This window comes from Maritimibacter alkaliphilus HTCC2654, from assembly GCF_000152805.1.
GTDB classification, from domain to species: domain Bacteria; phylum Pseudomonadota; class Alphaproteobacteria; order Rhodobacterales; family Rhodobacteraceae; genus Maritimibacter; species Maritimibacter alkaliphilus.
Genome location: NZ_CH902578.1, coordinates 743,198 through 767,709, shown reverse-complemented (window position 1 = coordinate 767,709; position 24,512 = coordinate 743,198). Strand labels below are relative to the sequence as shown.

General features: G+C 64.7%; 27 protein-coding genes and 2 tRNA genes. 17 read left to right on the top strand and 12 right to left on the bottom strand.

Features of this window, described 5'->3' with window-relative positions; all coding sequences use genetic code 11:
• Positions 1–13: 13 nt before the first annotated feature.
• The 5 genes from RB2654_RS04915 to RB2654_RS04895 form a co-directional block, all read right to left on the bottom strand.
• Complete coding sequence (locus RB2654_RS04915) at positions 14–865, bottom strand: ferredoxin--NADP reductase (RefSeq protein WP_008329149.1); 852 nt, start codon at positions 863–865, stop codon at positions 14–16.
• A gap of 64 nt (positions 866–929) precedes the next feature.
• Positions 930–1,349 carry a DUF934 domain-containing protein gene (locus RB2654_RS04910; RefSeq protein WP_008329148.1) on the bottom strand — a complete coding sequence of 140 codons (420 nt, stop codon included), beginning with the start codon at positions 1,347–1,349 and terminating at the stop codon, positions 930–932.
• Complete coding sequence (locus RB2654_RS04905) at positions 1,346–2,071, bottom strand: phosphoadenylyl-sulfate reductase (protein WP_008329147.1); 726 nt, start codon at positions 2,069–2,071, stop codon at positions 1,346–1,348. The genes RB2654_RS04910 and RB2654_RS04905 overlap by 4 nt, the downstream gene beginning before the upstream one ends.
• Entirely contained in the window at positions 2,061–3,722 is a 1,662-nt protein-coding gene (locus RB2654_RS04900; RefSeq protein WP_008329145.1) for a nitrite/sulfite reductase, read from the bottom strand. Before RB2654_RS04900 ends, RB2654_RS04905 begins: the two co-directional genes overlap by 11 nt.
• Positions 3,722–4,021: a DUF2849 domain-containing protein gene (locus RB2654_RS04895; RefSeq protein ID WP_008329143.1), complete on the bottom strand. Its 300-nt coding sequence runs from the start codon at positions 4,019–4,021 to the stop codon at positions 3,722–3,724. The genes RB2654_RS04900 and RB2654_RS04895 overlap by 1 nt, the downstream gene beginning before the upstream one ends.
• Before the next feature lie 148 nt (positions 4,022–4,169).
• On the opposite strand from RB2654_RS04895, the gene RB2654_RS04890 reads away from it, so the two are divergent.
• A complete protein-coding gene (locus RB2654_RS04890; RefSeq protein ID WP_008329141.1) occupies positions 4,170–4,634 on the top strand; it encodes an Lrp/AsnC family transcriptional regulator in 465 nt (154 codons plus the stop codon).
• Positions 4,635–4,661: 27 nt separating this feature from the next.
• Here the strand turns inward: RB2654_RS04890 and RB2654_RS04885 are convergent, their stop codons facing one another.
• Positions 4,662–5,177, bottom strand: a complete 516-nt coding sequence (locus tag RB2654_RS04885; protein WP_008329139.1) for a Hint domain-containing protein — start codon at positions 5,175–5,177, stop codon at positions 4,662–4,664.
• 136 nt (positions 5,178–5,313) lie between these two features.
• Between RB2654_RS04885 and RB2654_RS04880 the strand changes: the two genes are divergently transcribed.
• The 4 genes from RB2654_RS04880 (at position 5,314) to RB2654_RS04865 (ending at position 8,237) form a co-directional block, all read left to right on the top strand.
• Positions 5,314–5,398, top strand: a tRNA-Leu gene (locus RB2654_RS04880).
• A 238-nt stretch (positions 5,399–5,636) separates the two neighbouring features.
• On the top strand, positions 5,637–6,224 hold the full coding sequence (locus RB2654_RS04875; RefSeq protein WP_008329137.1) for a hypothetical protein: 588 nt from the start codon (positions 5,637–5,639) through the stop codon (positions 6,222–6,224).
• Positions 6,225–6,404: 180 nt separating this feature from the next.
• Complete coding sequence (tig, locus tag RB2654_RS04870) at positions 6,405–7,736, top strand: trigger factor (RefSeq protein ID WP_040884408.1); 1,332 nt, start codon at positions 6,405–6,407, stop codon at positions 7,734–7,736.
• Positions 7,737–7,820: 84 nt separating this feature from the next.
• A complete protein-coding gene (locus tag RB2654_RS04865) occupies positions 7,821–8,237 on the top strand; it encodes a DUF1330 domain-containing protein (protein WP_008329134.1) in 417 nt (138 codons plus the stop codon).
• A 153-nt stretch (positions 8,238–8,390) separates the two neighbouring features.
• On the opposite strand, the gene RB2654_RS04860 is transcribed toward RB2654_RS04865, so the two are convergent.
• Positions 8,391–9,446 (bottom strand): methyltetrahydrofolate cobalamin methyltransferase, encoded by a 1,056-nt coding sequence (locus RB2654_RS04860; RefSeq protein WP_008329133.1) that lies wholly within the window; start codon positions 9,444–9,446, stop codon positions 8,391–8,393.
• The gene (locus RB2654_RS04855; RefSeq protein WP_008329132.1) at positions 9,443–9,769 is read right to left on the bottom strand and encodes a virulence factor; all 327 of its coding nucleotides are present in this window, start codon (positions 9,767–9,769) and stop codon (positions 9,443–9,445) included. The genes RB2654_RS04860 and RB2654_RS04855 overlap by 4 nt, the downstream gene beginning before the upstream one ends.
• Before the next feature lie 207 nt (positions 9,770–9,976).
• Here RB2654_RS04855 and RB2654_RS04850 point away from each other — a divergent pair, with 207 nt between their 5' ends.
• The 4 genes from RB2654_RS04850 (at position 9,977) to RB2654_RS04835 (ending at position 13,878) form a co-directional block, all read left to right on the top strand.
• Complete coding sequence (locus RB2654_RS04850; RefSeq protein WP_008329130.1) at positions 9,977–11,089, top strand: Ppx/GppA phosphatase family protein; 1,113 nt, start codon at positions 9,977–9,979, stop codon at positions 11,087–11,089.
• Between the two features lies 1 nt (position 11,090).
• On the top strand, positions 11,091–11,807 hold the full coding sequence (locus RB2654_RS04845) for an RlmE family RNA methyltransferase (RefSeq protein ID WP_008329129.1): 717 nt from the start codon (positions 11,091–11,093) through the stop codon (positions 11,805–11,807).
• A 30-nt stretch (positions 11,808–11,837) separates the two neighbouring features.
• The gene (locus RB2654_RS04840) at positions 11,838–12,182 is read left to right on the top strand and encodes a hypothetical protein (protein WP_040884407.1); all 345 of its coding nucleotides are present in this window, start codon (positions 11,838–11,840) and stop codon (positions 12,180–12,182) included.
• Positions 12,183–12,372: 190 nt separating this feature from the next.
• Positions 12,373–13,878 carry a cytochrome-c peroxidase gene (locus tag RB2654_RS04835; RefSeq protein ID WP_008329127.1) on the top strand — a complete coding sequence of 502 codons (1,506 nt, stop codon included), beginning with the start codon at positions 12,373–12,375 and terminating at the stop codon, positions 13,876–13,878.
• 84 nt (positions 13,879–13,962) lie between these two features.
• Here RB2654_RS04835 and msrB read toward each other — a convergent pair whose 3' ends face one another.
• Both msrB and RB2654_RS04825 read right to left on the bottom strand, forming a co-directional pair.
• Positions 13,963–14,403, bottom strand: a complete 441-nt coding sequence (msrB, locus tag RB2654_RS04830) for a peptide-methionine (R)-S-oxide reductase MsrB (protein ID WP_040884406.1) — start codon at positions 14,401–14,403, stop codon at positions 13,963–13,965.
• Between the two features lie 123 nt (positions 14,404–14,526).
• Positions 14,527–14,616 (bottom strand) — tRNA-Ser (locus RB2654_RS04825).
• 176 nt (positions 14,617–14,792) lie between these two features.
• On the opposite strand from RB2654_RS04825, the gene RB2654_RS04820 reads away from it, so the two are divergent.
• Positions 14,793–15,623, top strand: coding sequence for a hypothetical protein (locus RB2654_RS04820; RefSeq protein WP_050771933.1), 831 nt, complete (start codon positions 14,793–14,795; stop codon positions 15,621–15,623).
• 6 nt (positions 15,624–15,629) lie between these two features.
• Here the strand turns inward: RB2654_RS04820 and RB2654_RS04815 are convergent, their stop codons facing one another.
• Both RB2654_RS04815 and RB2654_RS04810 read right to left on the bottom strand, forming a co-directional pair.
• Positions 15,630–17,201 carry an acyl-CoA synthetase gene (locus tag RB2654_RS04815; RefSeq protein ID WP_008329113.1) on the bottom strand — a complete coding sequence of 524 codons (1,572 nt, stop codon included), beginning with the start codon at positions 17,199–17,201 and terminating at the stop codon, positions 15,630–15,632.
• 22 nt (positions 17,202–17,223) lie between these two features.
• The gene (locus tag RB2654_RS04810) at positions 17,224–18,321 is read right to left on the bottom strand and encodes a glycosyltransferase family 2 protein (protein ID WP_008329112.1); all 1,098 of its coding nucleotides are present in this window, start codon (positions 18,319–18,321) and stop codon (positions 17,224–17,226) included.
• Positions 18,322–18,613: 292 nt separating this feature from the next.
• On the opposite strand from RB2654_RS04810, the gene RB2654_RS04805 reads away from it, so the two are divergent.
• The 7 genes from RB2654_RS04805 to RB2654_RS04775 all read left to right on the top strand — a co-directional run bounded on the left by RB2654_RS04805 (position 18,614) and on the right by RB2654_RS04775 (position 24,454).
• Positions 18,614–19,240 carry a 50S ribosomal protein L21 gene (locus RB2654_RS04805; protein ID WP_008329098.1) on the top strand — a complete coding sequence of 209 codons (627 nt, stop codon included), beginning with the start codon at positions 18,614–18,616 and terminating at the stop codon, positions 19,238–19,240.
• A gap of 12 nt (positions 19,241–19,252) precedes the next feature.
• Positions 19,253–19,522 carry a 50S ribosomal protein L27 gene (gene rpmA / locus RB2654_RS04800; protein WP_008329093.1) on the top strand — a complete coding sequence of 90 codons (270 nt, stop codon included), beginning with the start codon at positions 19,253–19,255 and terminating at the stop codon, positions 19,520–19,522.
• A 174-nt stretch (positions 19,523–19,696) separates the two neighbouring features.
• Positions 19,697–20,254 (top strand): GNAT family N-acetyltransferase, encoded by a 558-nt coding sequence (locus tag RB2654_RS04795; protein WP_008329091.1) that lies wholly within the window; start codon positions 19,697–19,699, stop codon positions 20,252–20,254.
• A 4-nt stretch (positions 20,255–20,258) separates the two neighbouring features.
• The gene (locus tag RB2654_RS22280) at positions 20,259–20,768 is read left to right on the top strand and encodes a GNAT family N-acetyltransferase (protein WP_008329089.1); all 510 of its coding nucleotides are present in this window, start codon (positions 20,259–20,261) and stop codon (positions 20,766–20,768) included.
• A 63-nt stretch (positions 20,769–20,831) separates the two neighbouring features.
• The gene (gene obgE / locus RB2654_RS04785; protein WP_008329088.1) at positions 20,832–21,878 is read left to right on the top strand and encodes a GTPase ObgE; all 1,047 of its coding nucleotides are present in this window, start codon (positions 20,832–20,834) and stop codon (positions 21,876–21,878) included.
• On the top strand, positions 21,866–22,978 hold the full coding sequence (proB, locus tag RB2654_RS04780) for a glutamate 5-kinase (RefSeq protein ID WP_008329086.1): 1,113 nt from the start codon (positions 21,866–21,868) through the stop codon (positions 22,976–22,978). Before obgE ends, proB begins: the two co-directional genes overlap by 13 nt.
• A 222-nt stretch (positions 22,979–23,200) precedes the next feature.
• Positions 23,201–24,454 (top strand): glutamate-5-semialdehyde dehydrogenase, encoded by a 1,254-nt coding sequence (locus RB2654_RS04775; RefSeq protein ID WP_008329083.1) that lies wholly within the window; start codon positions 23,201–23,203, stop codon positions 24,452–24,454.
• Positions 24,455–24,512: the final 58 nt, after the last annotated feature.

The following is a 24,512-nucleotide window of genomic DNA, read 5'->3' as shown; positions in this document are numbered from 1 at the left end:
CTGTCGGGCGATCTCAGTCGAGGAATGCCTTTTCGACGACATAGTGCTTGGGGTCGGAGTTCGCCCCTTCCTCAAGCCCGTAGTCTTCGAGCATTTCCTTCAGTTCGAGGTTGAAGGCGAGGTTGCCGCAGATCATCGCGCGGTCGGTCTCGGGGTTGAGCGGCTCGACACCCAGATCTGTGAAAGCCTCGCCCGAACGCATGAGATCGGTGATCCGCCCCATCTTCGGGCTCTCTTCGCGGGTCGTGGTCGGGTAGTATTTCAGCTTGGCGAGGTTCTCGTCACCGATCAGTTCGCGCAGCAACTCGTCGTTCTTGATGCCCTCGATCAGCTCCGCGCCATAGACCAGTTCGCCCGCCTCACGGCAGGTGTGGGTGATGATGACCTCGTCATAATCCTCGTAGGTCTGCGGGTCGCGCAGGAGCGAGGCGAAGGGGGCGAAGCCGGTGCCGGTGGCGAAGAACCAGATGCGCTTGCCGGGCAGCAGCGCGTCATGCACCAGGGTGCCCACGGGCTTGGGACGCAAAATGATCTCGTCGCCCGGCTGGATGTGCTGGAGTTTCGAGGTCAGCGGACCGTCCTGCACCTTGATCGAATAGAACTCCAACTCTTCGTCCCACGAGGGCGACGCGATGGAATACGCCCGCAGAAGCGGTTTCTGTTTGCCGGTTTTCGGGTCCGGGTCGCCCATCAGGCCGATCATCACGAACTCGCCCGAACGGAACCGCATCGACGCGGGGCGCGTGCAGCGGAACGAGAACAGCCGATCGGTCCAGTGTTTGACCTCGGTCACGGTCTGGGCGTCGGGCAGGGTCGGGACGGGTTTGATTTTCTGGGCTTCGGTCACTGGGGTCACGTCATTCATAAGCAATGCGGGGGCCTGCGCCCCCGTCCTCTCGTCAGGCTATACAGGAGGTTCGGCTGCGCTTCTACCCGCGCAGCCGCGACTGATGGTCATAGGCCTGCCAGTCGGCCCGGAAAAGCCACTGGCCCTCGGGCTGGCGTTCGGCAAGCTCGTCCGTGATCTCGACTTCGTCGAAGCCCGCCCGGCGCGCCATCGCATACTGATCGGCGATCAGGCCCGCACCCGCCCGCAGCCGCCCGGTGTAGCCCATGAGGCGCAGCGACTTGGCGGTGGTGAAGCCGCGACCGTCGGCGAACGAGCCGAACGAAATGCGGATCGCACGGGCGTTCAGCAACAGGTCGCGATGGGCGTTCAGGTCGTCGGAGGGCGACAGGTCGATGCCGCAATCGTCACAGCCCGCGCCGGCCGAAATCCCTTCGAGCGCGACGAAGCCGCCGGTGAAATCGTCCTGGCCGAAGCCCTTGTCGGTTACGATCCGAGTCATCCGCGCACCGCCTTTCCGTCGATGAAATGAATTCCGCATTCTTCCTTGTCCGAACCGCGCCAGCGGCCCGCGCGCGGGTCTTCGCCCGGCTTGGTGGCCGAGGTGCAGGGCGCACAGCCGACCGACTGGAACCCCTTGGCCGTCAGCGGGTGGTTCGGCAGGCCGTGCGCCTTCATGTAGTCGCGCAATTCCTGCCCCGACCAATAGGCCAGCGGGTTGAACTTGAGCCGGTCGCCCTCGACCTCGGCAAGGTCGAGCTGCGCGCGCTGCCCGCCGTGGGCGCGTTTGCGGCCCGTGATCCAGCCGTCGAAGGGCGTCAGCGCCCGTTCCAGCGGCAGAACCTTGCGGATGTCGCAGCAGGCATCGGTGTTGCCGATGTGCAGGCGGTTGAACGGATCTTTCGCCGCCAGATCCTCGGGCGCCGGGCGCACGATCTGCACGTTCGTCAGGCCGAGGATCAGCGCCACGTCCTTCTGGTAGTCGAGCGTTTCGGCAAACAGCATCCCGGTTTCCAGAAACAGCACCGGCGCGGTCTGGTCGACACGGCTCACCATGTCGAGCAGCACGATGGATTCGGTGCCGAAGGACGACACCAGCGCGACATGGCCGTTTTCGGTCAGCGCGGCTTCGACGACGCCTTGCGCGTCCATCGGGTCGAACCTGTCATTGATCCGGCGGGCCAGATCGTGACGGTCGGGAAAGGCCAAGGCTTCAAGCGGCATCTCGGTTCCCCTCTTCTTCATAGAGCGCGGCCTTGAACGGCTCGGAGCCTGTCCGCGCGATGGTGTCCCTGAACCGCTCGCCTTCGGCCCTGAGGTCGAGATAGGCGAGGATCAGGCGCTCGATCGCGTCGGTCACCTCGTCATAGCCGAAGCCCGGCCCGGTCTTGTCGCCGATCTTCAGGTCGGCCCCGGCGTCGCCACCGAGCGTGATCTGGTAGTTTTCGACGCCGGCCCGGTCGAGACCGAGGATACCGATGTCGCCCAGGTGGTGATGACCGCAGGCGTTGATGCAGCCCGAAATCTTGATCGCCATTTCGCCGACCTCGACTTCGTAATCTTCCAGCCGTTCGGCGATCTGCTGGGCGATGGGGATCGAGCGCGCCGTCGCCAGCGCGCAGTAATCCATACCGGGGCAGGCGATGATGTCGGATGCCAGCCCGACGTTCGCGGTGGCGAGCCCGGCGGCCTTGAGTTCGGCGTGGAGCGCGGGCAGGTCGGCCTTGGCGACATGCGGCAAGACGAGGTTCTGTTCCTGCGTCACGCGGATTTCGTTGTTGCCGAACTTGCGGGCCAGAGCCGCGACGAGGCGCATCTGATCCGCGCTCGCATCCCCCGGCACGCCGCCGTGCGGCTTGAGCGAGATCATCGCGATCGCGTGGTCGTCCTGAAAATGCGGGCGCAGGTTGATGTCGCTCCACGACCGGAACACCGGATCGGCTGCGCGGGCGGCCTCATAGGCGTCGGTGTCGCGTGCGGGCAGGGCGGGCGGCTCGAACGCCACCTGAAGCTCGGCCAGCAGGTCCTGATCGGCGCCCTTGAATTCGGGCCGGATGCGGGCGAACGCCTCGTCCACCAGTGCCGAGAATTCCTCGAGCCCCATTTCGTTGACGGTGATCTTGATGCGCGCCTTGTATTTGTTGTCGCGCCGACCGGCGAGGTTGTAGACGCTCAGAACCGCTTCGAGATACGGCAGCAGATCGGCCTGCGGCAGGAAGTCCCGGATGACCTTGCCGACGACCGGCGTGCGGCCAAGGCCGCCACCGACGATGATCTGATAGCCGACCTCACCGTCGCGTTCGACGATGCGAACGGCCAGATCGTGCGCCTTGGTCACGGCGCGGTCGTTCGGGCTGCCGGTCACGGCGATTTTGAACTTGCGGCCAAGGAACTGGTATTCCGGGTGGTCGGTCGACCAGATGCGGATCAGCTCGGCCACCGGGCGCGGGTCCATCAGCTCGTCGGCATGGGCACCCGCCAGCGGATCGGCGGTCACGTTGCGGATCGTGTTGCCGGAGGTCTGGATCGCGTGCAGGTTCACGTCGGCCAGACGGGCGAGCATGTCCGGCACGTCCGGCAGCTTGGGCCAGTTGTACTGAATGTTCTGGCGCGTGGTGAAGTGGCCATAGCCCCGGTCCCACCGCTCGGAAATCTCGGCCAGCACGTCCAACTGATCGGCGTTCAGCGTGCCATAGGGGATGGCCACGCGCAGCATGTAGGCGTGCAGTTGCAGGTAAAGACCGTTCATCAGGCGCAGCGGGCGGAACTCGTCCTCGGTCAGCGAGCCGTCGATGCGGCGCTGAACCTGTGCGCGAAACTCCTCGACGCGGCGGTCGAGGTAGGTGCGGGTCGGGTTGCTTTGTGCGTCGAGCATCAGGCGATCCCCCAGGACTTGCGGGCCGGGGCCGAGGGGCCGGCGGCGCGGAAGCTTTCGCGGAAGTGATTGGGCACCGGGCCGTTGTCCGAGTTGTCGGCGGGCGCGAGGTAGGGGCCCACGGCGATCTCGGGCTGGCTTTCGGCGAGCGACAGGCGTTCGGCTGCGCGCTCTTCGTCGGTGATGAATTCGGCTCCCGACATGGTCGAGACCCACTTGCCGTCGGCGGCAAGGTAGATGACGGCGCCCGACAGCAGGTCGTTCGCGCTGACAATTCCGGGCTGGAAACGTTTGGCCATGTTATGCCTCGTCGTATCTTGGCTTTCGCTTATGCAGAATATAGGACATTGTCCCAATTCCGGGCCAGTAGGGCGGGCGAATAAGAACATTCGTTCCAAGTCCGAAGTCAGTCGGGATGATTGGCCCATGAAACGGGAGCATGGCAGAATGACGTTACGGCTGGATGACATCGACCGGAAAATTCTCAGCGAACTACAGGCGGATGCGAGCCAGTCTCTGGACGTGATCGCGGGCAAAGTCGGCTCGTCCAAGACCCCGGTCTGGAACCGGATTCGCAAGATGCGCGAGGCGGGGGTGATCGGTGCGCAGACCGTCATCGTGGACGCCGAAAAACTGGGGTTCGAGGCCTGTTTCTTCGTGCTGATCCGCACCTCCGAGCACGAGGCGCACTGGCAGGAAAAATTCCTCGCCACGCTCAAGGCGCGGCCCGAGGTGATGGAGGCGCATCGCCTCGCCGGTGAGATCGACTACATCCTGAAGGTCCGGGTCCGAAACGCACGGGCCTATGACGAGTTCTATCAGGCGCTGATTTCCGAGGTGAAGATCTTCAACGTCACCGCGCTTCTGTCGATGGAAGAGATCAAGTTCACCACCGAACTGCCGTTGACGTGACCGTGCCCGTCATTGGGCCGGCGAAGGTCAGCCCTTTGACACGGTTACCTTTTTCGGGGTCTTGACGGATGTGACCACCATGCCGCCCGCGATCTGCATAAGATGCGTACCGCCCTTGAGCGTCAGTTGGAACAACCGCATCGGCGCAGCGCCGGTCAAATGGGTGAAATAGGCCCCGTCGGCCATCTTGCGCGCCTCGACCAGAACGGCGGGTTTGCCGAACATCGCCTGCGCACGCCAGTCGCGGATCAGCACCTTCTGGCGCGCCGAAATGACCAGATCGCGCCCGTCGCCGACCTCGTCTAGGACCGATGGGCGGATGCGGACAAGGTCGCCCATGGGAACGGTCCTGACGGCGATGTCGGTCAGGTCGATCAGGCCCGCGTCGCGCGTCACGATGCGGTCGCCGGGGGTCAGGAACTCGACGGGAATGGCCCCGTCCGCCGTCATCACATTGGTGCCAAGGCCAAGGCCTGAACGGCACAGGGGAAGGGTGACGCGAAGGGGCTGTCCCTGCGCGACCCGAGACATGATCTGGGTCATGGTTTACCTGCTCAATTTTGCCTGTTTGTTTTCCCTCACCCTAACCAAACAAAGGGTTAAGCGCCAAGAAAATTTGTCGAAAAGGCGGCAATCGCCTCTCGCCAGCGCGAATGCGTGATGCTAAATCCACGCCCGTGCGGGTGTGGCGGAACTGGTAGACGCACCAGATTTAGGTTCTGGCGCCGCGAGGCGTGGGGGTTCGAGTCCCTTCACCCGCACCACTCAATTCTCATGCAAAGCAATGCGCCGGACCGGGCCCTCCGGCACTCGCCGTGTGTTCCAGCCTTGTGAAGACCTGCGTGAAAAATCGGCGGTCGTTCGCTGCGCGGCGCTGTCGGATGCGGCGGGAAAGTTCCGACCGCTCCGACAGGGCGAAATCGATAGGAACCCAAACCGCTCCCCCCTCATTGGCCCCTCACCAAAGGCGCAGCGATGCGCCCGAAGCAAAGGAGAAATCCAATGACCAACTCGAAAAAATCCATCACCCTCGCAGCCCTGCTTGCAGGCACCGTCGCGACCGGGGCACTGGCCCAGGGCGTCAGCGCGGATGTCGGCGGCGGCGTCTCGGCCGATGTCGGCGGCGGCAACGGGTCGATCTCGGCCAATGCGGGCGGTAACGGCTCGGTCTCGGCTGGCGATGCGCCGGGCAAGAGCGGCGTCGCGGGCGAGGTGACCGGCAATGCCGATGTGGTGGCCCAAGGCGGCGACGACATGGAGGCACCGGGCAAGTCGGGCGACTGGAACTACGGTCGCATCGTGTCCTCGATCCAGACCGGCGCCAACGCCGATGTGAACTTCGACGACATCGGCGAAGACGCCACGATCGACGTGATGGCCCTGTCCGAAATTCAGGGCAACGCCTCGGGCAACGCGCAGGCGCTCGACAATGCGATGGCGTCGATGGAGGGCGACTGGAGCGCCGACATCGAAGCCAACGAAGAGCTTTCGGCGGCCCTCGAAGAAAGCGGCTATGAGGCCGAGAATGTCATCGGCATCTATGCCAAGGCCGACGGCAGCTACGACGTGCTGGTCGACGATCGCGGCTGACGCCCTGTCGCATCGTGACCCATGGGGCCCTCGCCATTGGCGGGGGCCTTTTGCGTGTCACAGGTCCGGCGGCGAATTCGCGGGCAAACCGCTTGCACACCCCGCATCGCGCAAATAGAAGGGCGTGAAAATTTCCGGGGGCGCGTGCGCGCGCCCTGTTTGCCTATGAAGGAACCGAAGATGAGCGTTACCGAGACCCTGAACGAAGGCCTCAAGCGCGGCTACAAGATCGTGGTGCCTGCCTCCGATCTGGACGCGAAGGTCAACGAAAAGCTTGCCGAAGCGCAGCCCGAAGTGGAAATGAAGGGCTTCCGCAAGGGCAAGGTGCCGATGGCGCTTCTGAAAAAGAACTTCGGCCAGCGCCTGATGGGCGAGGCGATGCAGGAAGCCGTCGATGGTGCGATGAACGCGCATTTCGAGGAAACCGGCCACCGCCCGGCGATGCAGCCCGAGGTCAAGATGACCAACGAGGACTGGAAAGAAGGCGACGACGTCGAGGTCGAAATGACCTATGAGGCGCTTCCCGACATCCCCGACGTCGACCTGAGCGACATCAAGCTCGAGCGTCTGGTGGTCAAGGCTTCGGACGACGAGGTGAACGACGCGCTGAAGAACCTCGCCGAGAACGCGCAGAACTTCGAAGACCGCAAGAAAGGCTCGAAAGCCAAGGACGGCGATCAGGTCGTGCTCGACTTCGTCGGCAAGATCGACGGCGAAGCCTTCGACGGCGGTTCGGCCGAAGATTTCCCGCTGGTGCTCGGCTCCGGCCAGTTCATCCCGGGCTTCGAAGAGCAGCTCGTTGGCGTGAAGGCCGGTGAAGAGAAAGACGTGACCGTCTCCTTCCCCGAAGAATACGGCGCGGAAAACCTTGCGGGCAAGGAAGCCGTGTTCTCCTGCACGATCAAGGAAGTGAAAGAGCCGAAAGCGGCCGAGATCGACGATGACCTCGCCCAGAAATACGGTGCCGAGAACCTCGAAGCCCTGAAAACGCAGGTCACCGAGCGTCTCGAAGCCGAATACGCCGGTGCCGCCCGTCAGGTGATGAAGCGCAGCCTGCTCGACGCGCTCGACGGCAAGGTGTCCTTCGATCTGCCGCCGTCGCTGGTCGAGGCCGAGGCCAAGCAGATCGCGCATCAGCTGTGGCACGAAGAAAACCCCGACGTGCACGGCCACGACCACCCCGAGATCGAGGTGAGCGACGACGCCCAGAAACTGGCCGAACGCCGCGTGCGCCTTGGCCTCGTGCTGGCCGACATCGGTCAGAAGGCCGAAGTTCAGGTGACGGATGCCGAGTTCACGCAGGCCGTGATGAACCAGGCGCGTCAGTATCCGGGGCAGGAGCGTCAGTTCTTCGACTTCGTGCAGCAGAACCCGCAGATGCGCCAGCAGATTCAGGCGCCGCTGTTCGAGGACAAGGTCGTCGACCACATCGCGGAAAAAGCCGAGGTGACCGAGAAAGAGGTCTCCAAGGAAGAGCTCGAAAAAGCGGTCGAGGAACTCGACAACGAATGAGCGCAGCGTGACGTTGCGTGACGGGCCGCCCTTCGGGGCGGCCTTTTTCGTTCCCGGTGTTACGGTCGGGGCAGGGAGGATGACATGACCGATTACACTGGCTTCGAAGGCGATGCCTTCGCTGAGTTCCGAGGGATCGACCGCGACGGGCCGATCCACATGCTGAACCTCGTCAAGATGAAAGAGATCGCCACCTACGACGATGGGCGCACCTCGACGGGGTTCGAGGCCTACGAGGCCTACGGGCGCGAAAGCGGGCCGATTTTCAAACGTGTCGGTGGGCGGATCGTCTGGTCCGGGAAGATGGAATTCATGCTGATCGGGCCGCAGGACGAGCAGTGGGATTTCTGCTTCGTGGCCGAATACCCCTCGGTCGACGCCTTCGTCGAAATGATAAAAGACCCGGCCTATCGTGAGGCGATGAAACACCGGCAGGCCGGGGTCAAGACCTCACGCCTGATCCGCATGGCGCCGGGCGAGGCGGGCGAGCATTTCGGCTGAAGCCGCCCGAAAAGAACGCGCGTGGTCCCGTTCTTCTTCGTTTCAGAAATACTTCGGGGTGTTTGAGGGGCAGCGCCCCTCATTCCGCCTGAAATCTCCCGAGATTTCAGGCTCCCCAAGCGCGCGCCCTTGGGCGCGCACCGCTGGGTCACATCAGCCGCGCCGACGATTGCGGCCGCCGCGACGGCCCCCGGCGGCCCCGCCCGCGCCCTGATTGGCGGAGTTGAAACGGATCCACTCCGCGCCATGCGGGTCGTTGTCGAGCAGCATGTTGGCCGCGCGGATCGCTTCCATCTCTTTCCCTGGCTTGTGCCGGGTCGAGCCGAGACCGAAGAGGGTGACGAAGGTTTCGTCGTCCATGCCGTCGGGCAGGATGATCCCGGCGGCTTCCACTTCGGCCTTCTTCTCGGCGATCTTCGCCTGCGGGACGGGCAGGGCGAGCGGATTCATGATCGCCGAAGTCATGCCCGCCGCCGCCGCCATCGGCAGGAAGGCGTTGTTGATGCCGTGGCGGTTGGGCAGCCCGAACGAGATGTTCGACGCGCCGCAGGTCGTGTTCACGCCCAGCTCGTCGCGCAGGCGGCGCACGAGGGTGAAGACCTGTTTGCCCGCCGTCGCCATCGCACCCACGGGCATGACCAGCGGGTCGACCACGATGTCATGGGCCGGGATGCCGAAATCGGCGGCGCGTTCCACGATCTTCTTCGCCACGGCGAAGCGCACGTCGGGGTCTTCGGAAATCCCGGTGTCGTCGTTCGAAATCGCTACCACCGGCACGTTGTATTTCGCGATCAGCGGGAGGACGAAATCCATGCGCTCTTCTTCGCCCGTGACCGAGTTCACCAGCGGGCGGCCCTTGGTCACCTTCAGCCCGGCCTCGAGTGCGGCGGGCACCGACGAGTCGATGCAGAGCGGCACGTCCACCAGACCCTGCACGAGTTCGAGGATCGCCGTCATCAGCGGCGGCTCGGTCTCGTTCGGGTTGGGGTTGGAGTTGTAGACGACACCCGCGTTCACATCGAGCACGGTGGCCCCGCAGGCGACCTGCGCCACGGCATCGCGTTCCACGGTCGAATAATCGCCCGCCTCAAGCTCGGCGGCGAGCTTCTTGCGGCCCGTCGGGTTGATGCGTTCGCCGATCACGCAGAACGGCTCGTCGAAGCCGATGGTGACGGTCTTGGTCGCGCTTTCGAGAACGGTGCGTGTCATGGTCTGTCCCTGTCTTGTCCGGCCTCTGGGGCGCGGCCTGCGTTTGAAATCAAGGTCTTGAGGCGGTCCTGGTCGTACGCGGCGTCGAGTCTCGCGGCCTCGGCCTCCGCCACGGCCCGGTCGTCGCCATCGACCGAATAGGGTGCGGCACGGCGCCATTCGCCAAGGTAGTCGTCGGTTCCGGCAAGGCCCGCGCCCATCGCGGCCCGGTCGATCGCCTGTTCGAAGCGTTCGGGCAACGGCACCTTCGCGGCCTTGCGACCGCGGCCGACGATGACCTGCGCGGGAATGTCGCGCCAGTAGACGATTGTGACCTCGGCCATGTGCCCTCCGTTTCCCACCCGCTTAGACCGTCGGGGCAGGGGCTGCGGGCCAGTTTGCGACATATCCCCGCGTGATAGCGGCCCGCATCGGCATGTTCGCAGAGCGCCTGTGCGGTTTCACATAAGCATCTTCGCATATTAGGGCGCTTGCCAGCGCACCGCCCCCGCACTACCTTTAAGGTAACTCGATATGGAGGGCGTGTAGTTATGGCGCCCAAGCGTCCCGATGGTGCGGGCGCGTTCCCGAAAGCGGTCGAGCAGCCCGCGCCGGTCAAGCCGGATCCAGACAGCCTGTATGCGGCTCTGGACCTCGGCACCAACAGTTGTCGTATGCTGATTGCCCAGCCCAAGGGGAACCAGTTTCACGTCGTGGACAGTTTCTCGAAATCTGTCCAGCTCGGTCAGGGGCTTGGCGGCTCCGGGCGGCTGTCGCGCGCGTCGATGGCCCGGACCGTTCAGGCGTTGAAAATCTGTCAGCGCAAGCTTCAGAAGCACGAAGTCAGCCACATGCGGCTGATCGCGACCGAGGCGTGCCGACGGGCGACGAACTCGCGCGATTTCATGCGCTTCGTGCAGCGCGAGACCGGCCTGAAGCTGGAAATCATCCGGCCCGAGGAAGAGGCGCGGCTTGCCGTGATCTCCTGCGCGCCGTTGGTCGGGCGCAAGACCGAGCAGCTTCTGGTGGTCGATATCGGCGGCGGCTCGACCGAGCTTGTCTGGCTCGACCTCTCCAAGATCGCGCCGAAGGACCGGCAGAAGTCGATCATGCGGCTTCACGCCGGGTTCAAGGGCGATCCGGGGCCATTCCCGCTGGCCCGCGTGGTCGACTGGATCTCGGTCCCGCTGGGCGTGGCGACGCTGCGCGAGCAGTTCGACGACGTGGACGACGACGCCGCGCGGTTCGCGTTGATGAGCTGGTATTTCGAAGAGCAACTGGGCGAATTCAGCCCGTTCCACAAGGAACAGGCCCGCGAAGGGTTCCAGATCATCGGCACATCCGGCACGGTCACGACGGTCGCCGCGACCCATCTGGGCCTCCGGCGCTATGACCGCAACAAGGTCGACGGGCTGCGCATGACTTCGGACCAGATCGACAAGGTCATTCGCGGATACCTCGCTGCCGGGCCGGAAGGGCGCCGTCGCGACCCGCGTATCGGCAAGGACCGTCAGGCGCTCATCATGTCCGGGGCCGCGATCCTTCAGGCGCTGTTGCGGATCTGGCCCACCGACCGCCTGTCCGTGGCCGACCGGGGGTTGCGCGAGGGGCTGCTCTACGCGCAGATGTCGCGCGACGGCGTGCTGGAAGACGGACCCTACTGAGATGACCAAACCACCGGGAAAGAAGAACGCCTCCGGCCGGGGGCAGCGTGACCTTCGCGTGAAGGTCAAGTCGGCGCGTGGGCGCAAGCTGAGTTCGACCCGGTGGCTCGAACGGCAATTGAACGACCCCTACGTGAAACGCGCCCGCGACGAGGGTTATCGGGGCCGGGCGGCCTTCAAGATCCTCGAAATCGACGAGAAGTTCCGCTTTCTCGTTCCCGGCGCGCGCGTCGTCGATCTGGGCTGCGCGCCCGGCGGCTGGCTTCAGGTCGCCGTCGAACGGGTGAACGCGCTTGGCGAGAAGAAGGGCACGAAGGTCGGCACCGTTCTGGGCGTCGACTTGCAGGAGGTCGAGCCGGTGGCGGGGGCCGAAGCCTATCAACTCGATTTCATGGAGGACGATGCGGACGAGAAGGTGAAGGAATGGCTTGGCGGCAAGGCCGACGTGGTCATGTCCGACATGGCCGCCGCGTCTTCGGGCCACAAGCAGACCGACCACCTGCGCATCATCGCGCTGTGCGAGACCGCCGCCTATTTCGCCTTCGACGTGCTGGAAGAAGGCGGCACATTCGTCGCCAAGGTTCTGGCGGGCGGGGCCGAGGGCGATCTTCAGAAGCTGCTCAAGCAGAAGTTCACCAAGGTCGTGAACATCAAACCGCCCGCGTCACGGTCGGATTCCTCGGAAAAATTCGTGGTGGCCACGGGGTTCCGCGGTTAACCTCTCCTCACTTGTTTGAGGAGAGTTCCATTGAAGCCTTTCATCCTGTGTTCCGCATTCGCTTTGGCGGGCAATGCGGCCTCTGCCGATCTGTTGAAATTCACCTGCGAGCCTGAGTTCGGCGACGTCTATCAAGAGGTCTTTCTCGACACCGACGCGCCGGAAACGGTGACGCTCAAGCTGCGCGGCGGCTACGACATGACCGAGGATGAGCGCACCCATGTCATGAAGCGTGGGGTGCGCGGCTATCAGTATTTCGACGGCACTTACGGGTTCGACGTCGACGACATTCTGAACGCGGTGGTCTGGACCCACGAATACCCGGACGAAGCGACGACCTGTGCGACGCCCGAGGATGTCGCCGCGATCGAGTGACGGGTGAGTCGCGAAACACCTGAGCCGGGCGACTGTCCGGTTCATCGAAACAATCCCGCAATGCACCCGGCTACCTTGTCGCAACGCGCGACAAAGTAACGGCAAATACCTGAAATGTTTGGGTGATCTCGAAAACGTGAGGTAGGCTTGAGGGAAGGAATTTGCTCAAGACACATTGCGAGGGGATCGGATGAAACAGGGGTATCTTGCGGGGCTCATGTGCCTCGTCGCGGGGGCGTCGCTGGCGGCGCCCGACAATCTGCCTGACCCGGCGACGGCGGATATGTTCCCGAAGATCGACATTCAGCAGGCCATGCTGGGCCAGTCGCTGTTCTTCGATCCCATCCTCGCGGGCAACAAGAACATCGCCTGTTCGACCTGCCACCACCCGACGCTGGGCACATCGGACGGCATGTCGCTGTCCATCGGCGAGGGGGGCGTGGGTCTTGGCCCCGACCGGCGGCTGGGCGAGGGCGAGCATGTCTATGCCCGTATCCCGCGCAACGCCCCGGCGCTGTGGAACCGGGGATCGACCCTGTTTCACACCATGTTCCATGACGGACGCCTTCAGACCGATGCCGAGCGTCCGCAGGGGGTGCTGATGCCCGCCGCCCGCGACCTCGAACGGCCGGTCCTGAACCCGCTGGCGGCGCAGGCGCTGCTCCCGATCACCTCGGCCGACGAGATGGCGGGTCAACATGACGAGAACGAGACCGCCGCGCTTGTCGAAAAGATGACCTTCATGGGCGAGTCCGGCGCGTGGTCGACGATCGCCGCCAAGGTCGAGGGTGTCCCGGCCTATCGCGCGGCCTTCGACTGGATCATCGGGCCGGACGAGCCGGTGCACATCACCGACATCGCCAATGCGCTGGCCAGCTTCATGACGTTCGAGTTCCGCTCGACCGACAGCCCGTTCGACCGCTACCTGCGGGGCGAGGAAGACCAGCTTTCGGACCTCGCCATGGAGGGGATGGAGTTGTTTTACGGTGACGCGGGCTGTTCCGGCTGCCACGCGGGCACGTTCCAGACCGACAATAGTTTTCACGCCATCGGGATGCCCCAGATCGGGCCGGGCAAGGCCCATGTGGCCGACCGGATCTATGCCGACATCGGGCGCATGTCGGTGACGCAGGACCCGAATGATGCCTACAAGTTCCGCACGCCGTCCCTTCGCAACGTGACCCTGACCGCGCCATACGGTCACGCAGGCGCCTATGCGACGCTGGAGGCGGTGATCCGTCACCACATGAACCCGAGGGACAGCCTCATGGCCTATACCATCGACCAGGCGGTTCTGCATGACGTGGACACCGATCATCTGGACACCGAGGCGCTGGACGACCCGGAGGAAATGGCACGCATCGCGGCGGCCATCGAATTCGACGGGGTGGATGTGACCGAGGATCAGATCCCGGCGCTCATCGCCTTTTTGGAAGCTCTGGAAGACCCGATTGCGCTGACCGGGCGTCTCGGAGTTCCCGCCAGCGTGCTGTCGGGTCTCGCCATGGATCAGGTGCTGCCGCCGGGGCTTGTGGAAGCCCCCGCCGCGCCGCAACCGATGACACCCAACCGTGCCCGCATCATCCGGGCCGCCAATCCGGTGCCCGCCGTCGGCCCGGTGCGCCGCGCGGATATCACACCTGCCGAACTGGTGCGGGTGGACCGGGAAATCACCGCGCAACTGTTGGGGCGCTGAAGCCCTCGGCGGTCGTCGGAATTGTCGGCGGTTCGGGGCCGACCCCGAGCCGCCGGTGTGCGCTGACCCCGGCGCGGAACCGGGTCACTCCACCTGATCGGTGTAGGCGCCGTAGCCCTCGGCCTCCATATCCTCGAATGGGATGAAACGCAGGGCGGCGGAGTTGATGCAGTAGCGCAGCCCGCCACGGTCGGGTGGACCGTCGGGGAAAACGTGGCCCAGATGGCTGTCGCCGTGAGTCGAGCGCACTTCGGTCCGGATCATTCCGTGCGTGCGGTCCTGCAATTCGTTGATATGGGCGGGTTCGATCGGCTTGGTGAAGCTCGGCCAGCCACAGCCGGAATCGTACTTGTCGGACGAGGCGAACAGCGGCTCTCCCGACACGATGTCGACATAGATGCCGCGCGCCTTGTTATCGAGGTATTTGCCCGTGCCCGGACGCTCGGTCCCCGATTGCTGGGTCACGTAGAACGACATTTCGTCCAGCGCGGATACGGCGTCGGGGTTCTTTTCGTATTGTGCCATCTTGTCCTCCGTCTTTGGGGTCAACATGGCGCGGACGCAGGAAAAATCCAGCCCCGATCGGGTCACGTGATCGTCACGTGGGTCGGCAAAGTCCAGGAAAGCGCGCTTCGCACATCGGCGAAGTGGCGGAGAGACAGGGATTCGAACCCTGGGTGGGCTTGCACCCACAACGGTTTTCGAGACCGCCCCGTTCGACCACTCCGGCACCTCTCCGCGGGGGTCTGTGGCGGGCGATGTAGTGTAAGGCGCGGATGGGCGCAACCCATATCTTCACGAAAATTCGGGCGGGGCCCCGCCCATCCCCGCCATGTCACGGGACCGTTTCTTGAGCCATGGCGCGCGGGTGCTTAGGGTATGGAGCGTTGCCAGCAAGGAAAGGACAGCAAAGCATGACCTTCCAACGTGTTATGACCGGGGCCGCCGTGGCCGTGGCCGCCATCTGTTTCGGGGCCGCGCTCGTGGCCGCAGACCGCGAAACCTCGCGCGAATTTCTTGAAGTCACGGGATTCGATGTCGCCATCACCTCGATGCAGGAGGGGGCGATGAACGGCCCCGGCATCGCGGGGGCGGACCCGGACGCTTTCGGAAGCGAATGGGTGCGCCTGTCGGAACAGGTGTTCGACCCCGACGCGATGATCGAGGACACGCTCGACATGATGGAAGCGATCATGCCGCAGGAGCTGGTGGATCACGGCATGGACTTTTACGGTTCCGAGCTGGGTCAGCGGCTGGTCGAGGCCGAGAACGCGGGCCATGGCGTGTCGAACGAACGCCAGATGGCCGAGGGCGAAATGATCGTCACGCGGCTGGCCGATGAAAACCCCGACCGGATCAAGGAATACCGCAAGATGTCCGCCGCGATTGGCGGGGTCGAACAATCGACCCGCGCGATCATCGAGATTCAGGTGCGCTACATGATGGCGGCGATGGCCGCTGGCGCCTCGGACATCCAGTATTCCGAGGCCGAGTTGCGCGAAATCCTGAGCCAGCAGAGCGATCAGCTTGCCAACGCGATTTCCACCAGCGGCATTTTCGGGTCGGCCTACGTCTATCAGTCCTTCTCGGACGAGGAGGTGGTGGCCTACCGCAAAGCCCTCGAAGACCCGCAGATGCAGCAGGTCTACGAAATCCTGAACGGCATCCAGTATGAGATCATGGGCGACCGCTATGAAACGCTGGCCGCCCGGCTCGCCGATCTGTCGCCGCAGACCGACATCTGACCCCGGTCAGTCGTAAAGCGCCTCGTGCGTGTCGCGCAGGGTCCGTTTCAGGATCTTGCCCGCCGTATTGCGCGGCAGTTCGGATGCGAAAAGCACCCGTTTCGGAAGCTTGAACGGGGCGAGGTTGTCTTTCGCAAAGGCGATCAGGTCGTCTTCGCTCGCCTCGGCACCCTCACGCAGGACGACGACGGCCGTGACGGCTTCGACCCATTTCGGATGGGGCAGGGCGATTACGGCGACTTCGCTGACCGCCGGGTGGGTGAACAGCACCTCCTCCACTTCGCGGCTCGCGACCATCGTTCCGCCGGTCTTGATGATGTCCTTGGTGCGGTCGACGACGGTGATGTAGCCCGCCTCGTCCATCACGCCGACATCCCCGGAATGGAACCAGCCGCCCGCGAACGCCTCCTCGGTGGCCTCGGCCTTGTCCCAGTAGCCTGACAGAAGCTGGGGCGAGCGATGCACGATCTCGCCCTGTTCGCCGGGGGCGACGTCGTTCATATCCTCGTCCACCAGCCGCGTTTCCACGTTGTAGATCGGGCGGCCCGCAGAAGCCGGTCGTTCTTCGTGTTCGTGCGGATAGAGCACGGTGGCGAGCGGCCCGATTTCCGACTGGCCGTAACAGTTGAAGGGCCGCGCGCCCGGCAGGCGTTCGCGCAGTTCCTGAAGCACCGGCACCGGCATGATCGACGCGCCGTAGTAGACGTATTCGAGGCTCGTCAGATCGCGCGCCTCGAAGGCCGGACTGCGCAGGAGGCTGATCCAGACCGTCGGCGGCGCGAAGAACGACGTGATGCCGTGCGTCTCGATGAGTTCGAGGCACAGGTCGGGCAGGGGCGCCTCGATCAGCCACGTGGTCGCCCCGACGATGAACTGGGGCACCGTGAACACATGCATCTGCGCGGAATGGTAGAGCGGCAGGCCGGCAAGGGCGCGGTCCTTCGCGGACAGCTCCAGCTCGACGATGCAGCTTGTGTATTCGGCCAGCAGGGCGCGGTGGCTCATCATCGCCCCCTTGGGCGCGGCGGTCGTGCCGGAGGTGTAAAGAAGCTGAACCAGATCCTCGGCGTCGATCCCTTCGCCCAGATCGCCGGGCACGGACTGCGCGTCGTCCTGCGCCATCCTCAGCGCGTCCAGCCCGTCACCGGAATGGGTGGTGCCGACCAGTTTCAGCGGCTCCATCTCGGCCAGAACCGGGGACGCCATGTCCTGAAGCGCCGGATCGACGAACAGGGCGTCGGCACCGCAGTTGTCGAGGATATAGGCCAGTTCGCGCCCGACCAGAGCGTAATTGATCGGCACATGGATGAACCCTGCGCGGGCGCAGGCGAGGTAGAGCAGAAGGTAAGCGTCGGAATTGCGCCCATAGGCCGCCACCCGGTCACCGGGCACGAGGCCCGCCTCGAGAAGCCGCGCGGCGATCCGTCCGGCGCCATCGTAGAGCCCGGTGAAGGTCCATGTCCGGTCCGCGAAATGGAGCGCGGTGCGATCGCCGTAACGGCGCGCGGCACGGGTCAGCGCGTCGGCGATGGTGTTGCGCCCGGCGCGGGCGATGTTTCGGTCGGTCGTCGTGCTCATCCTGTTCTCCTCAATGTGCGCCCTACGGCTCGAACCGCCGCGCGATGTCGGCGCTCAGAAACGGGCCGCCGGATGCGTTCTGCGTGGCGATGATCTCTTTCACCATGTCGCGGTTGATCTCGCTCTCCGGCAGGTCGAGAAGGCGGCTCAGGTGAATGTCGTCAAGCCACATGACCTCGGCCCCCTTGCGGCGGGCCAGAAAGAACAGGATCGCCATGTTCGTCACCCGGTCGGCGATCACGTCGGACACTGCGGACGGATTGGGGCCGGTGCGCACCAGCGTCTCGGTGCCGTCGGGGGCGACCACATGATCGAAGGGCTGCATCGGTCGGCTCGCGTCCCAGGCGGGCATCTGTTCGATCAGCAGACGATTGCGCCGGATCGTGAACCGGGGCCACGACATGTAAAGCGCGCGGGTCGATTGGTTTTCGGGCGGCGGCACGCGCGTCGTGTCGTCGTGGGGCAGGTGGTAGACCGTCTCGGGGATCAGGTCGATCCGCTTCACCCGCGCCCGCATCAGCCGGTTGTAGAAATCGTCGTCTTCCCACCCGTAACCGATGGTGTATTCGTTCTGTCCCCCGATCCTTGCGATGTCGGCGCGGTGAAACAGCACCGTGCCGTTGATGTGGACCTGGCTTTGCTCGACGATCTGGTAGTTCCCGGCGACGAAGCTGTTCTTGGGGAGCCTGTTGCGCGTGAAGAAGTCGGGCTTCAGCACGATATCCCCGTCGATCCGCAGGATCTTGTCGTAACGCGCAAGCCGCATGGCGGTGTTGAAGGCACGCGGCCCATGCCACACCTCGTCCTGCACGGCCCGCACGACGCGCAGGCGCGGGTCCGAGATGCCCTTGGCCTCCAGCACGTCGCGCAGGGGCTCGTCGCAATCCCAGTCGACGATGACGATCTCGTCGATCTCGGGCCGGTCGATCCACGTCCTGAGCGCGGGGAGCATGTTTTCGGTGCGGTTCTTGTTGGCGGTGACCAGACTGATGCCCGGCACCTCGGGAATGTCGAAGCCGCCGAGGGGGCCGGAAACGGGGGCGGGGGCTGGGCGGCGCGGTCTGAGCGGGGCGGCGAGCGAACCGATGCGCTGGGTCAGGGAATTCAAGAACTTGGGCATGGAATCCGGTCAATGGGTCTGAAACGATTCGACGATCCCCGTGAGCCTTTCGCGAAGCGGTTGGGGGGTCAATGTCCGGCGGGCCGGTGGCTGGCCGTGGTTGCCATTGTTTTCCTTGACTTGGGGTCCGAATGCCCCGATATACGCGGCTCTGGCGCACGGGGGATTCCCGCGGGCCGGAATGCTATATGAAACAACGCCCCTAGCAGGGCGCGCTGTTCGAGGCCGGGGGATGCCCCCGCGAACGCCGGATCGCCGGGGCCACAGAACGCGGGAGAAAAAGGAAGACCCCATGTTTGCAGTCGTTAAGACTGGCGGCAAGCAGTACAAGGTTCAGACCGGCGACGTCGTCCGTGTCGAGAAACTTGCAGCCGAAGCCGGTGAAAAGATCCAGTTCAACGAAGTTCTGATGGTCGGCACGACCCTTGGCACGCCCCTCGTGGAAGGTGCCGGTGTGCAGGCCGAAGTGATCGACCAGATCAAGGGCGAGAAGCTCATCCACTTCGTCAAGCGCCGCCGCAAGCACAGCTCGCAGCGCACCAAAGGCCACCGTCAGCAGCTGACCCTGCTCCGCATCACCGACATTCTCGAATCGGGCGCGGACAAGTCGGGCATCAAAGCCGCCATCGGCGCAGGCTCGGCCCCGTCGGCCCCGGCCGCTGCCAAGCCCGCCAAGAAAGCGGCCCCCAAGGCCGAAGCCAAAGCCGCCCCGAAAGCGGAAGCCAAGACCGAAGCCCCGGCCGCTGGTGGGTCCGACGACCTGACCGCGATCAACGGGATCGGCCCGGCGATGCAGAAGAAACTGAACGAAGCCGGTGTGAATACCTACGCCGAGCTCGCGAAAGTCGACATCGAAACCTTTGACGCGGTCAACGTGAAGCCCGAATGGGTTGCCGAAGCCGCCGATCTGGCGAAGTAAGGAGAGAGCGATATGGCACATAAAAAAGCTGGTGGTAGCTCCCGCAACGGCCGCGACTCAGCCGGTCGCCGCCTTGGCGTCAAGAAATACGGCGGCGAAGCCGTGATTCCGGGCAACATCCTCGTCCGTCAGCGCGGCACCAAAGTGTGGCCGGGCGAAGGCGTGGGCATGGGCCGCGATCACACCATCTTCGCGACCGCCGAAGGCCGCGTGACCTTTGCGAAGGGCCTCAAGGGCCGCACCTTCGTATCGGTCCTCCCGGCAGCGGAGGCCGCAGAATAAGCCGATACCCGGCAAAGTAAGACAAGGGGGATCGGCTAGAAACCGGTCCCCCTTCGTCGTTTTAGGCGTGACGGAGAGGAGGCCGGATCGCCAAGAAGTGTTTACCGAACGGCCTTGGGGTGCAGGATTGCGCCCCCATATCGGGCCGGTGAACGCTTTCGAGGAGGAGAGCGTATGAAAGTCGAGACAGTCATGGATCAGGATCAGGTTCTGATCGAAACCGAACGGTTCGTTCTGCGCCCGCCGAAGGCATCGGACGTTGGGATGCTCGCGCATTACTCCGGTGACCGGCGCGTGGCCGAAGAGACGCGGTCGATCCCGCATCCTCTGGCCCCCGGCACCACGGACGCCTTCGTCAAACGCGCGATGACCGCGGACCGTCTGGAAGACGTCTGGGTGATGGACGGCTCGTCCGTCGAGGGCGGCGACCGGGGCCATGAGGTTCTGGGCGTCATCAGCCTGACCCGGATGGATCGCAACCAAAGCCAGCTTGGCTACTGGGTCGCGCCGCCGTTCTGGAACACCGGGCTTGCCTCGGAAGCCGTGCAGGCGTTGGTCGCCGCGAATCCCTTGGGCAACGACACGCTCTTTGCCGAGGTGTTTCAGGACAACCCGGCGAGCGCCCGGGTGCTGACCAACGCGGGCTTCGCCTATGTCGGCGACAGCGAGGCGTTCTCGGTCGCGCGCGATGCCAATGTCCCGACCTGGACCTATAGCCGAAAGATGCGCTGAGGCCATGACACAAGGGCAGGGCGCAGGCGACGTGATCGTCACGCCCCGCCTGCGGATCACACGACAGACCCCGGATGACGCCTGTGCGCTTCATGCGATCATGTCCGACTGGGACGTGGTGCGCATGACCGGGACATGGCCGCACCCCGTGTCGCTCGACTTCGTGCGCGACCGGATCGCAACGCGGATGGGCGAGGCGGCGTTCTTCGGCATCATTCGCGATGGCGACCTGCCCGTCGGCACAGGCCAGTTCGCGAACGGCGAAATCGGTTACCTGCTGGCAAAGACGCACTGGGGCCGGGGACTGGGCACCGAGGTGGCGCGGGCGTTGGTCGGTTACGGCTTCGACGCCGGGGATCACCCGGACATTCGCGCGCGGGTCTGGGCCGATAATCCGGCCTCGTCCCGTATCCTCACCAAGCTCGGGTTTCACGAGGTCGAGCGCACGCTGGACGAGAACCGGGCGCGTCAGACCCGGCTCGTCACCATCCACTATCGCCTCGCGCGCCCCTAACCGGCCCTTGAGCCACGCCCCGTTTCCCTCTATCGCAGGGGCCAACAGAAAGGCCTGAAACCCATGAAATTCCTCGATCTCGCCAAGGTCTATATCCGTTCGGGCAGCGGCGGGAACGGCTGCGTGTCGTTCCGGCGCGAGAAATACATCGAATTCGGCGGGCCTGACGGCGGTGACGGCGGGCGCGGTGGCGACGTGGTGATCGAGGTGGTCGAGGGTCTGAACACCCTGATCGACTTTCGTTACCAGCAGCACTTCTTCGCCAAGAACGGCCAGCCCGGCATGGGCAACCAGCGCACCGGGAAATCGGGCGACGACATCGTCCTGCGCGTCCCTGTCGGGACCGAAGTGCTGGACGAGGACGAAGAGACCGTCATCGCCGACATGACCGAAGTGGGCGAGCGTCTGGTGATCGCCAAGGGCGGCAACGGCGGCTTCGGCAACCTGCACTTCAAGACCGCGACCAATCAGGCGCCGCGTCGCGCGAACTCCGGTCAGCCGGGGATCGAGCGGGTGATCTGGCTGCGGCTCAAGCTGATCGCGGACGTGGGCCTTCTGGGCCTGCCGAACGCGGGCAAATCCACGTTCCTTGCGGCCACGTCCAACGCGCGGCCCAAGATCGCGGATTATCCGTTCACCACGCTGGTGCCGAACCTTGGCGTCGTGGGTGTGGACAACGTGGAATTCGTGGTGGCCGACATTCCCGGCCTGATCGAAGGCGCGCACGAAGGGCGGGGGCTGGGTGATACCTTCCTCGGCCATGTCGAACGCTGTGCCGTGCTCCTCCACCTGATCGACGGGACGGCCGAGGACGTCGCCACGGATTACGAGACCATCGTGGGCGAGTTGGAGGCCTATGGCGGCATCCTCGCCCACAAGCCGCGCATCACGGTTCTGAACAAGATCGACGCACTTCTGGACGAGGAGCGCGAGGAAAAGCGCGCGGCGCTGGAAGAGGCGTCGGGCGGCACGGTCTATGAGATGTCGGGCGTGGCCAAGGATGGCGTGACGCAGGTTCTGCGCGCCTTGAAAGCCGAGATCGGGGCGGACCGCTATCGTCAGAAGGCCGCCGAGGGCGGGGACGAGGAGAACGAGCCTTGGCAACCCTGAGCCTTGGGGCGGCACGGCGGCTGGTCGTCAAGATCGGCTCCGCGCTTCTGGTCGACAGCACGTCCGGCGCGTTGAAATCCGACTGGCTCATCGGGCTGGCCGAGGACGTGGCGCGGCTGAAGGCACGCGGGATGGACGTGGTGCTGGTCTCGTCCGGGTCCATCGCGCTGGGGCGCGGCGTGCTGGGCCTGCCCGCGGGCGGTCTGGCGCTGGAACAGTCGCAGGCCGCCGCCGCCGTGGGCCAGATCCGGCTGGCGCGTGCCTATGAAGAGGTGCTGGCGCCCAAGGGCATCACAACCGCGCAGGTGCTGGTGACGCTGGAGGACAGCGCGGATCGGCGGCGCTATCTGAACTCCCGCGCGACGCTGGAACAGCTTCTGAGTTTCGGTGTGGTGCCGATCGTGAACGAGAACGACACGGTCGCGACCGACGAAATCCGCTACGGCGACAACGACCGGCTGGCCGCGCAGGTCGCCGTGACCATCGGCGCGGACCTGACGGTGCTTTTGTCGGACGTGGACGGGTTCTATTCCGGCAACCCCAAGACCGACCCAGAGGCGCGGCATTATCCCACGGTCGACGAGATCACGCCGGAATTGATGGCGATGGCGGGCGACGCCGGAACGGGCCTGTCGAAAGGCGGGATGAAGACCAAGCTGCTCGCGGCCCAGACGGCGATGGCGGCGGGCTGTTCGCTCATCATCACCGAAGGCAGCACGGTCCAGCCGCTTTCGGCGCTGGAAGACGGTGCGCGGGCGACCGTATTCGTCGCGCGGGAAGACCCGAGTGCGGCGCGCAAGCACTGGATCGGGTCGATGAAGCCCAAAGGCACGGTCATGCTCGACGCGGGCGCTGTGGCGGCGCTCGGCAAAGGCAAGTCGCTGCTGCCAGCCGGGGTGACGCTGGTCACGGGCCGGTTCGGGCGCGGCGATCCGGTGGAAATCCTCGGACCGGGCGGGGCGCATATCGGGGCCGGTCTCAGCCGCTACACCTCGGACGAGGCCAAGTTGCTCGCCGGCAAGCGGTCGGACCAGATCGAGGCGACACTCGGCTATCCGGGGCGCGCGGCCTTGATCCACCGGGACGATATGGCGCTCTGATTTTTCGTGCTTCGGGCAGGGGTTATAGGCCCCTTGTTAACACTTTCGGATGAAAGGCGGCGCGCAAAGCGTTGATTTCAAATACTTGCTGTCCGCGCGAGATACCAGAATCCTAGGATTCTGGTTTCCGGCCTCGCGCCATCCCGACACCACATCGCACGATCATGTTTTGACCCACGCCCCGCTTGCGCCTATGTAAGCTCGGCGACAACGGAGGCTCCGATGAAAGACGCTGAAAACATCCCCGCGCTGATGCAGGAACTGGGCCGCAAGGCCAAGGCCGCCGCTGCGGAGCTGGCTTTCGCGCCATCGGATGCCAAGCGCAAGGCGCTGGACGCCGCCGCAGACGCCATGTGGGCGCGGCGGGATGAGATCATTGCGGCCAATGCCAAAGACCTCGAATATGGCCGTGAAAAGGGTCTGTCGCCCGCCATGATGGATCGGCTGATGCTGGACGAGGCCCGCATTCAGGGCATGTGCGACGGCGTGCGCTCGGTGGCGGCACAGGACGATCCCGTCGGCGCGGTGATGTCGGAATGGGACCGGCCCTCGGGCCTGCACATAAAGCGCGTGCGCACGCCGCTGGGCGTGATCGGCGTGATCTACGAAAGCCGTCCCAACGTGACGGCGGATGCGGGCGCCCTGTGCCTCAAGGCGGGCAATGCTGTGATCCTGCGCGGCGGCTCCGAAAGTTTCCACTCGTCAGGCGCGATCCATGCCTGTCTGGTCGAAGGTTTGAAGGCGGCGGGTCTGCCGGAGGACGCGATTCAGCGCGTGCCGACCCGCGACCGCGAGGCGGTGCGCGAGCTTCTCACCATGACCGACTATATCGACGTGATCGTGCCGCGCGGGGGTAAAGGGCTTGTCGGCCTCGTCCAGCGCGAGGCGCGGGTGCCGGTCTTCGCCCATCTCGAAGGCATCGTCCACGTCTACATCGACAAGGCGGCGGACCCGCAGAAAACGATGGACGTGGTCATCAACGCCAAGACCCGGCGCACCGGAATCTGCGGCGCGGCGGAATGTCTGCTCGTCCACAAGGACGCGCTGGATCTGGGCCAGACCGTGATCGACGCGCTCATAGCGGCGGGAGTCGAGGTACGTGCGGGCGAGGGCCTCAAGGGCTCAGTCGTCGCGACCGACGATGATTGGGGGACCGAATTCCTCGACTCGATCATCGCGGCCAAGGTCGTGGATAATCTGGACGCGGCGATCGACCATATCCGCACCTATTCCTCGTCCCACACCGATGCCATCCTGACCGAGGACGATGCGGCGGCGGCCAAGTTCTTCGAACGGCTCGACAGCGCGATCCTGATGCGCAACGCCTCGACCCAGTTCGCGGATGGCGGCGAGTTCGGCATGGGGGCCGAGATCGGCATCGCCACCGGCAAGATGCATGCGCGCGGGCCGGTGGGGGCCGAACAACTGACCTCGTTCAAATACATCGTCGAGGGTGACGGCACGGTCCGACCGTAGGCCTCGCCAAGATATCCGTTGCAGGCCGCCCGCTTCGGCGGGGCTCTGTGATGACGTG

What these genes read in the sequence shown, in the direction of transcription:
- RB2654_RS04805 (WP_008329098.1), top strand. Translation starts at nt 18,614, where the DNA reads ATGTTTGCAGTCGTTAAGACTGGCGGCAAGCAGTACAAGGTTCAGACC.
- RB2654_RS04850 (WP_008329130.1), top strand. Translation starts at nt 9,977, where the DNA reads ATGGCGCCCAAGCGTCCCGATGGTGCGGGCGCGTTCCCGAAAGCGGTC.
- RB2654_RS04820 (WP_050771933.1), top strand. Translation starts at nt 14,793, where the DNA reads ATGACCTTCCAACGTGTTATGACCGGGGCCGCCGTGGCCGTGGCCGCC.
- RB2654_RS04835 (WP_008329127.1), top strand. Translation starts at nt 12,373, where the DNA reads ATGAAACAGGGGTATCTTGCGGGGCTCATGTGCCTCGTCGCGGGGGCG.
- RB2654_RS04775 (WP_008329083.1), top strand. Translation starts at nt 23,201, where the DNA reads ATGAAAGACGCTGAAAACATCCCCGCGCTGATGCAGGAACTGGGCCGC.
- RB2654_RS04815 (WP_008329113.1), bottom strand. Translation starts at nt 17,201, where the DNA reads ATGAGCACGACGACCGACCGAAACATCGCCCGCGCCGGGCGCAACACC.
- RB2654_RS04845 (WP_008329129.1), top strand. Translation starts at nt 11,091, where the DNA reads ATGACCAAACCACCGGGAAAGAAGAACGCCTCCGGCCGGGGGCAGCGT.
- RB2654_RS04895 (WP_008329143.1), bottom strand. Translation starts at nt 4,021, where the DNA reads ATGGCCAAACGTTTCCAGCCCGGAATTGTCAGCGCGAACGACCTGCTG.
- RB2654_RS04860 (WP_008329133.1), bottom strand. Translation starts at nt 9,446, where the DNA reads ATGACACGCACCGTTCTCGAAAGCGCGACCAAGACCGTCACCATCGGC.
- RB2654_RS04915 (WP_008329149.1), bottom strand. Translation starts at nt 865, where the DNA reads ATGAATGACGTGACCCCAGTGACCGAAGCCCAGAAAATCAAACCCGTC.
- RB2654_RS04810 (WP_008329112.1), bottom strand. Translation starts at nt 18,321, where the DNA reads ATGCCCAAGTTCTTGAATTCCCTGACCCAGCGCATCGGTTCGCTCGCC.
- rpmA (WP_008329093.1), top strand. Translation starts at nt 19,253, where the DNA reads ATGGCACATAAAAAAGCTGGTGGTAGCTCCCGCAACGGCCGCGACTCA.
- RB2654_RS04900 (WP_008329145.1), bottom strand. Translation starts at nt 3,722, where the DNA reads ATGCTCGACGCACAAAGCAACCCGACCCGCACCTACCTCGACCGCCGC.
- obgE (WP_008329088.1), top strand. Translation starts at nt 20,832, where the DNA reads ATGAAATTCCTCGATCTCGCCAAGGTCTATATCCGTTCGGGCAGCGGC.
- RB2654_RS04885 (WP_008329139.1), bottom strand. Translation starts at nt 5,177, where the DNA reads ATGACCCAGATCATGTCTCGGGTCGCGCAGGGACAGCCCCTTCGCGTC.
- msrB (WP_040884406.1), bottom strand. Translation starts at nt 14,403, where the DNA reads ATGGCACAATACGAAAAGAACCCCGACGCCGTATCCGCGCTGGACGAA.
- RB2654_RS04795 (WP_008329091.1), top strand. Translation starts at nt 19,697, where the DNA reads ATGAAAGTCGAGACAGTCATGGATCAGGATCAGGTTCTGATCGAAACC.
- RB2654_RS04855 (WP_008329132.1), bottom strand. Translation starts at nt 9,769, where the DNA reads ATGGCCGAGGTCACAATCGTCTACTGGCGCGACATTCCCGCGCAGGTC.
- RB2654_RS04890 (WP_008329141.1), top strand. Translation starts at nt 4,170, where the DNA reads ATGACGTTACGGCTGGATGACATCGACCGGAAAATTCTCAGCGAACTA.
- tig (WP_040884408.1), top strand. Translation starts at nt 6,405, where the DNA reads ATGAGCGTTACCGAGACCCTGAACGAAGGCCTCAAGCGCGGCTACAAG.
- RB2654_RS04875 (WP_008329137.1), top strand. Translation starts at nt 5,637, where the DNA reads ATGACCAACTCGAAAAAATCCATCACCCTCGCAGCCCTGCTTGCAGGC.
- RB2654_RS04910 (WP_008329148.1), bottom strand. Translation starts at nt 1,349, where the DNA reads ATGACTCGGATCGTAACCGACAAGGGCTTCGGCCAGGACGATTTCACC.
- RB2654_RS22280 (WP_008329089.1), top strand. Translation starts at nt 20,259, where the DNA reads ATGACACAAGGGCAGGGCGCAGGCGACGTGATCGTCACGCCCCGCCTG.
- RB2654_RS04865 (WP_008329134.1), top strand. Translation starts at nt 7,821, where the DNA reads ATGACCGATTACACTGGCTTCGAAGGCGATGCCTTCGCTGAGTTCCGA.
- RB2654_RS04905 (WP_008329147.1), bottom strand. Translation starts at nt 2,071, where the DNA reads ATGCCGCTTGAAGCCTTGGCCTTTCCCGACCGTCACGATCTGGCCCGC.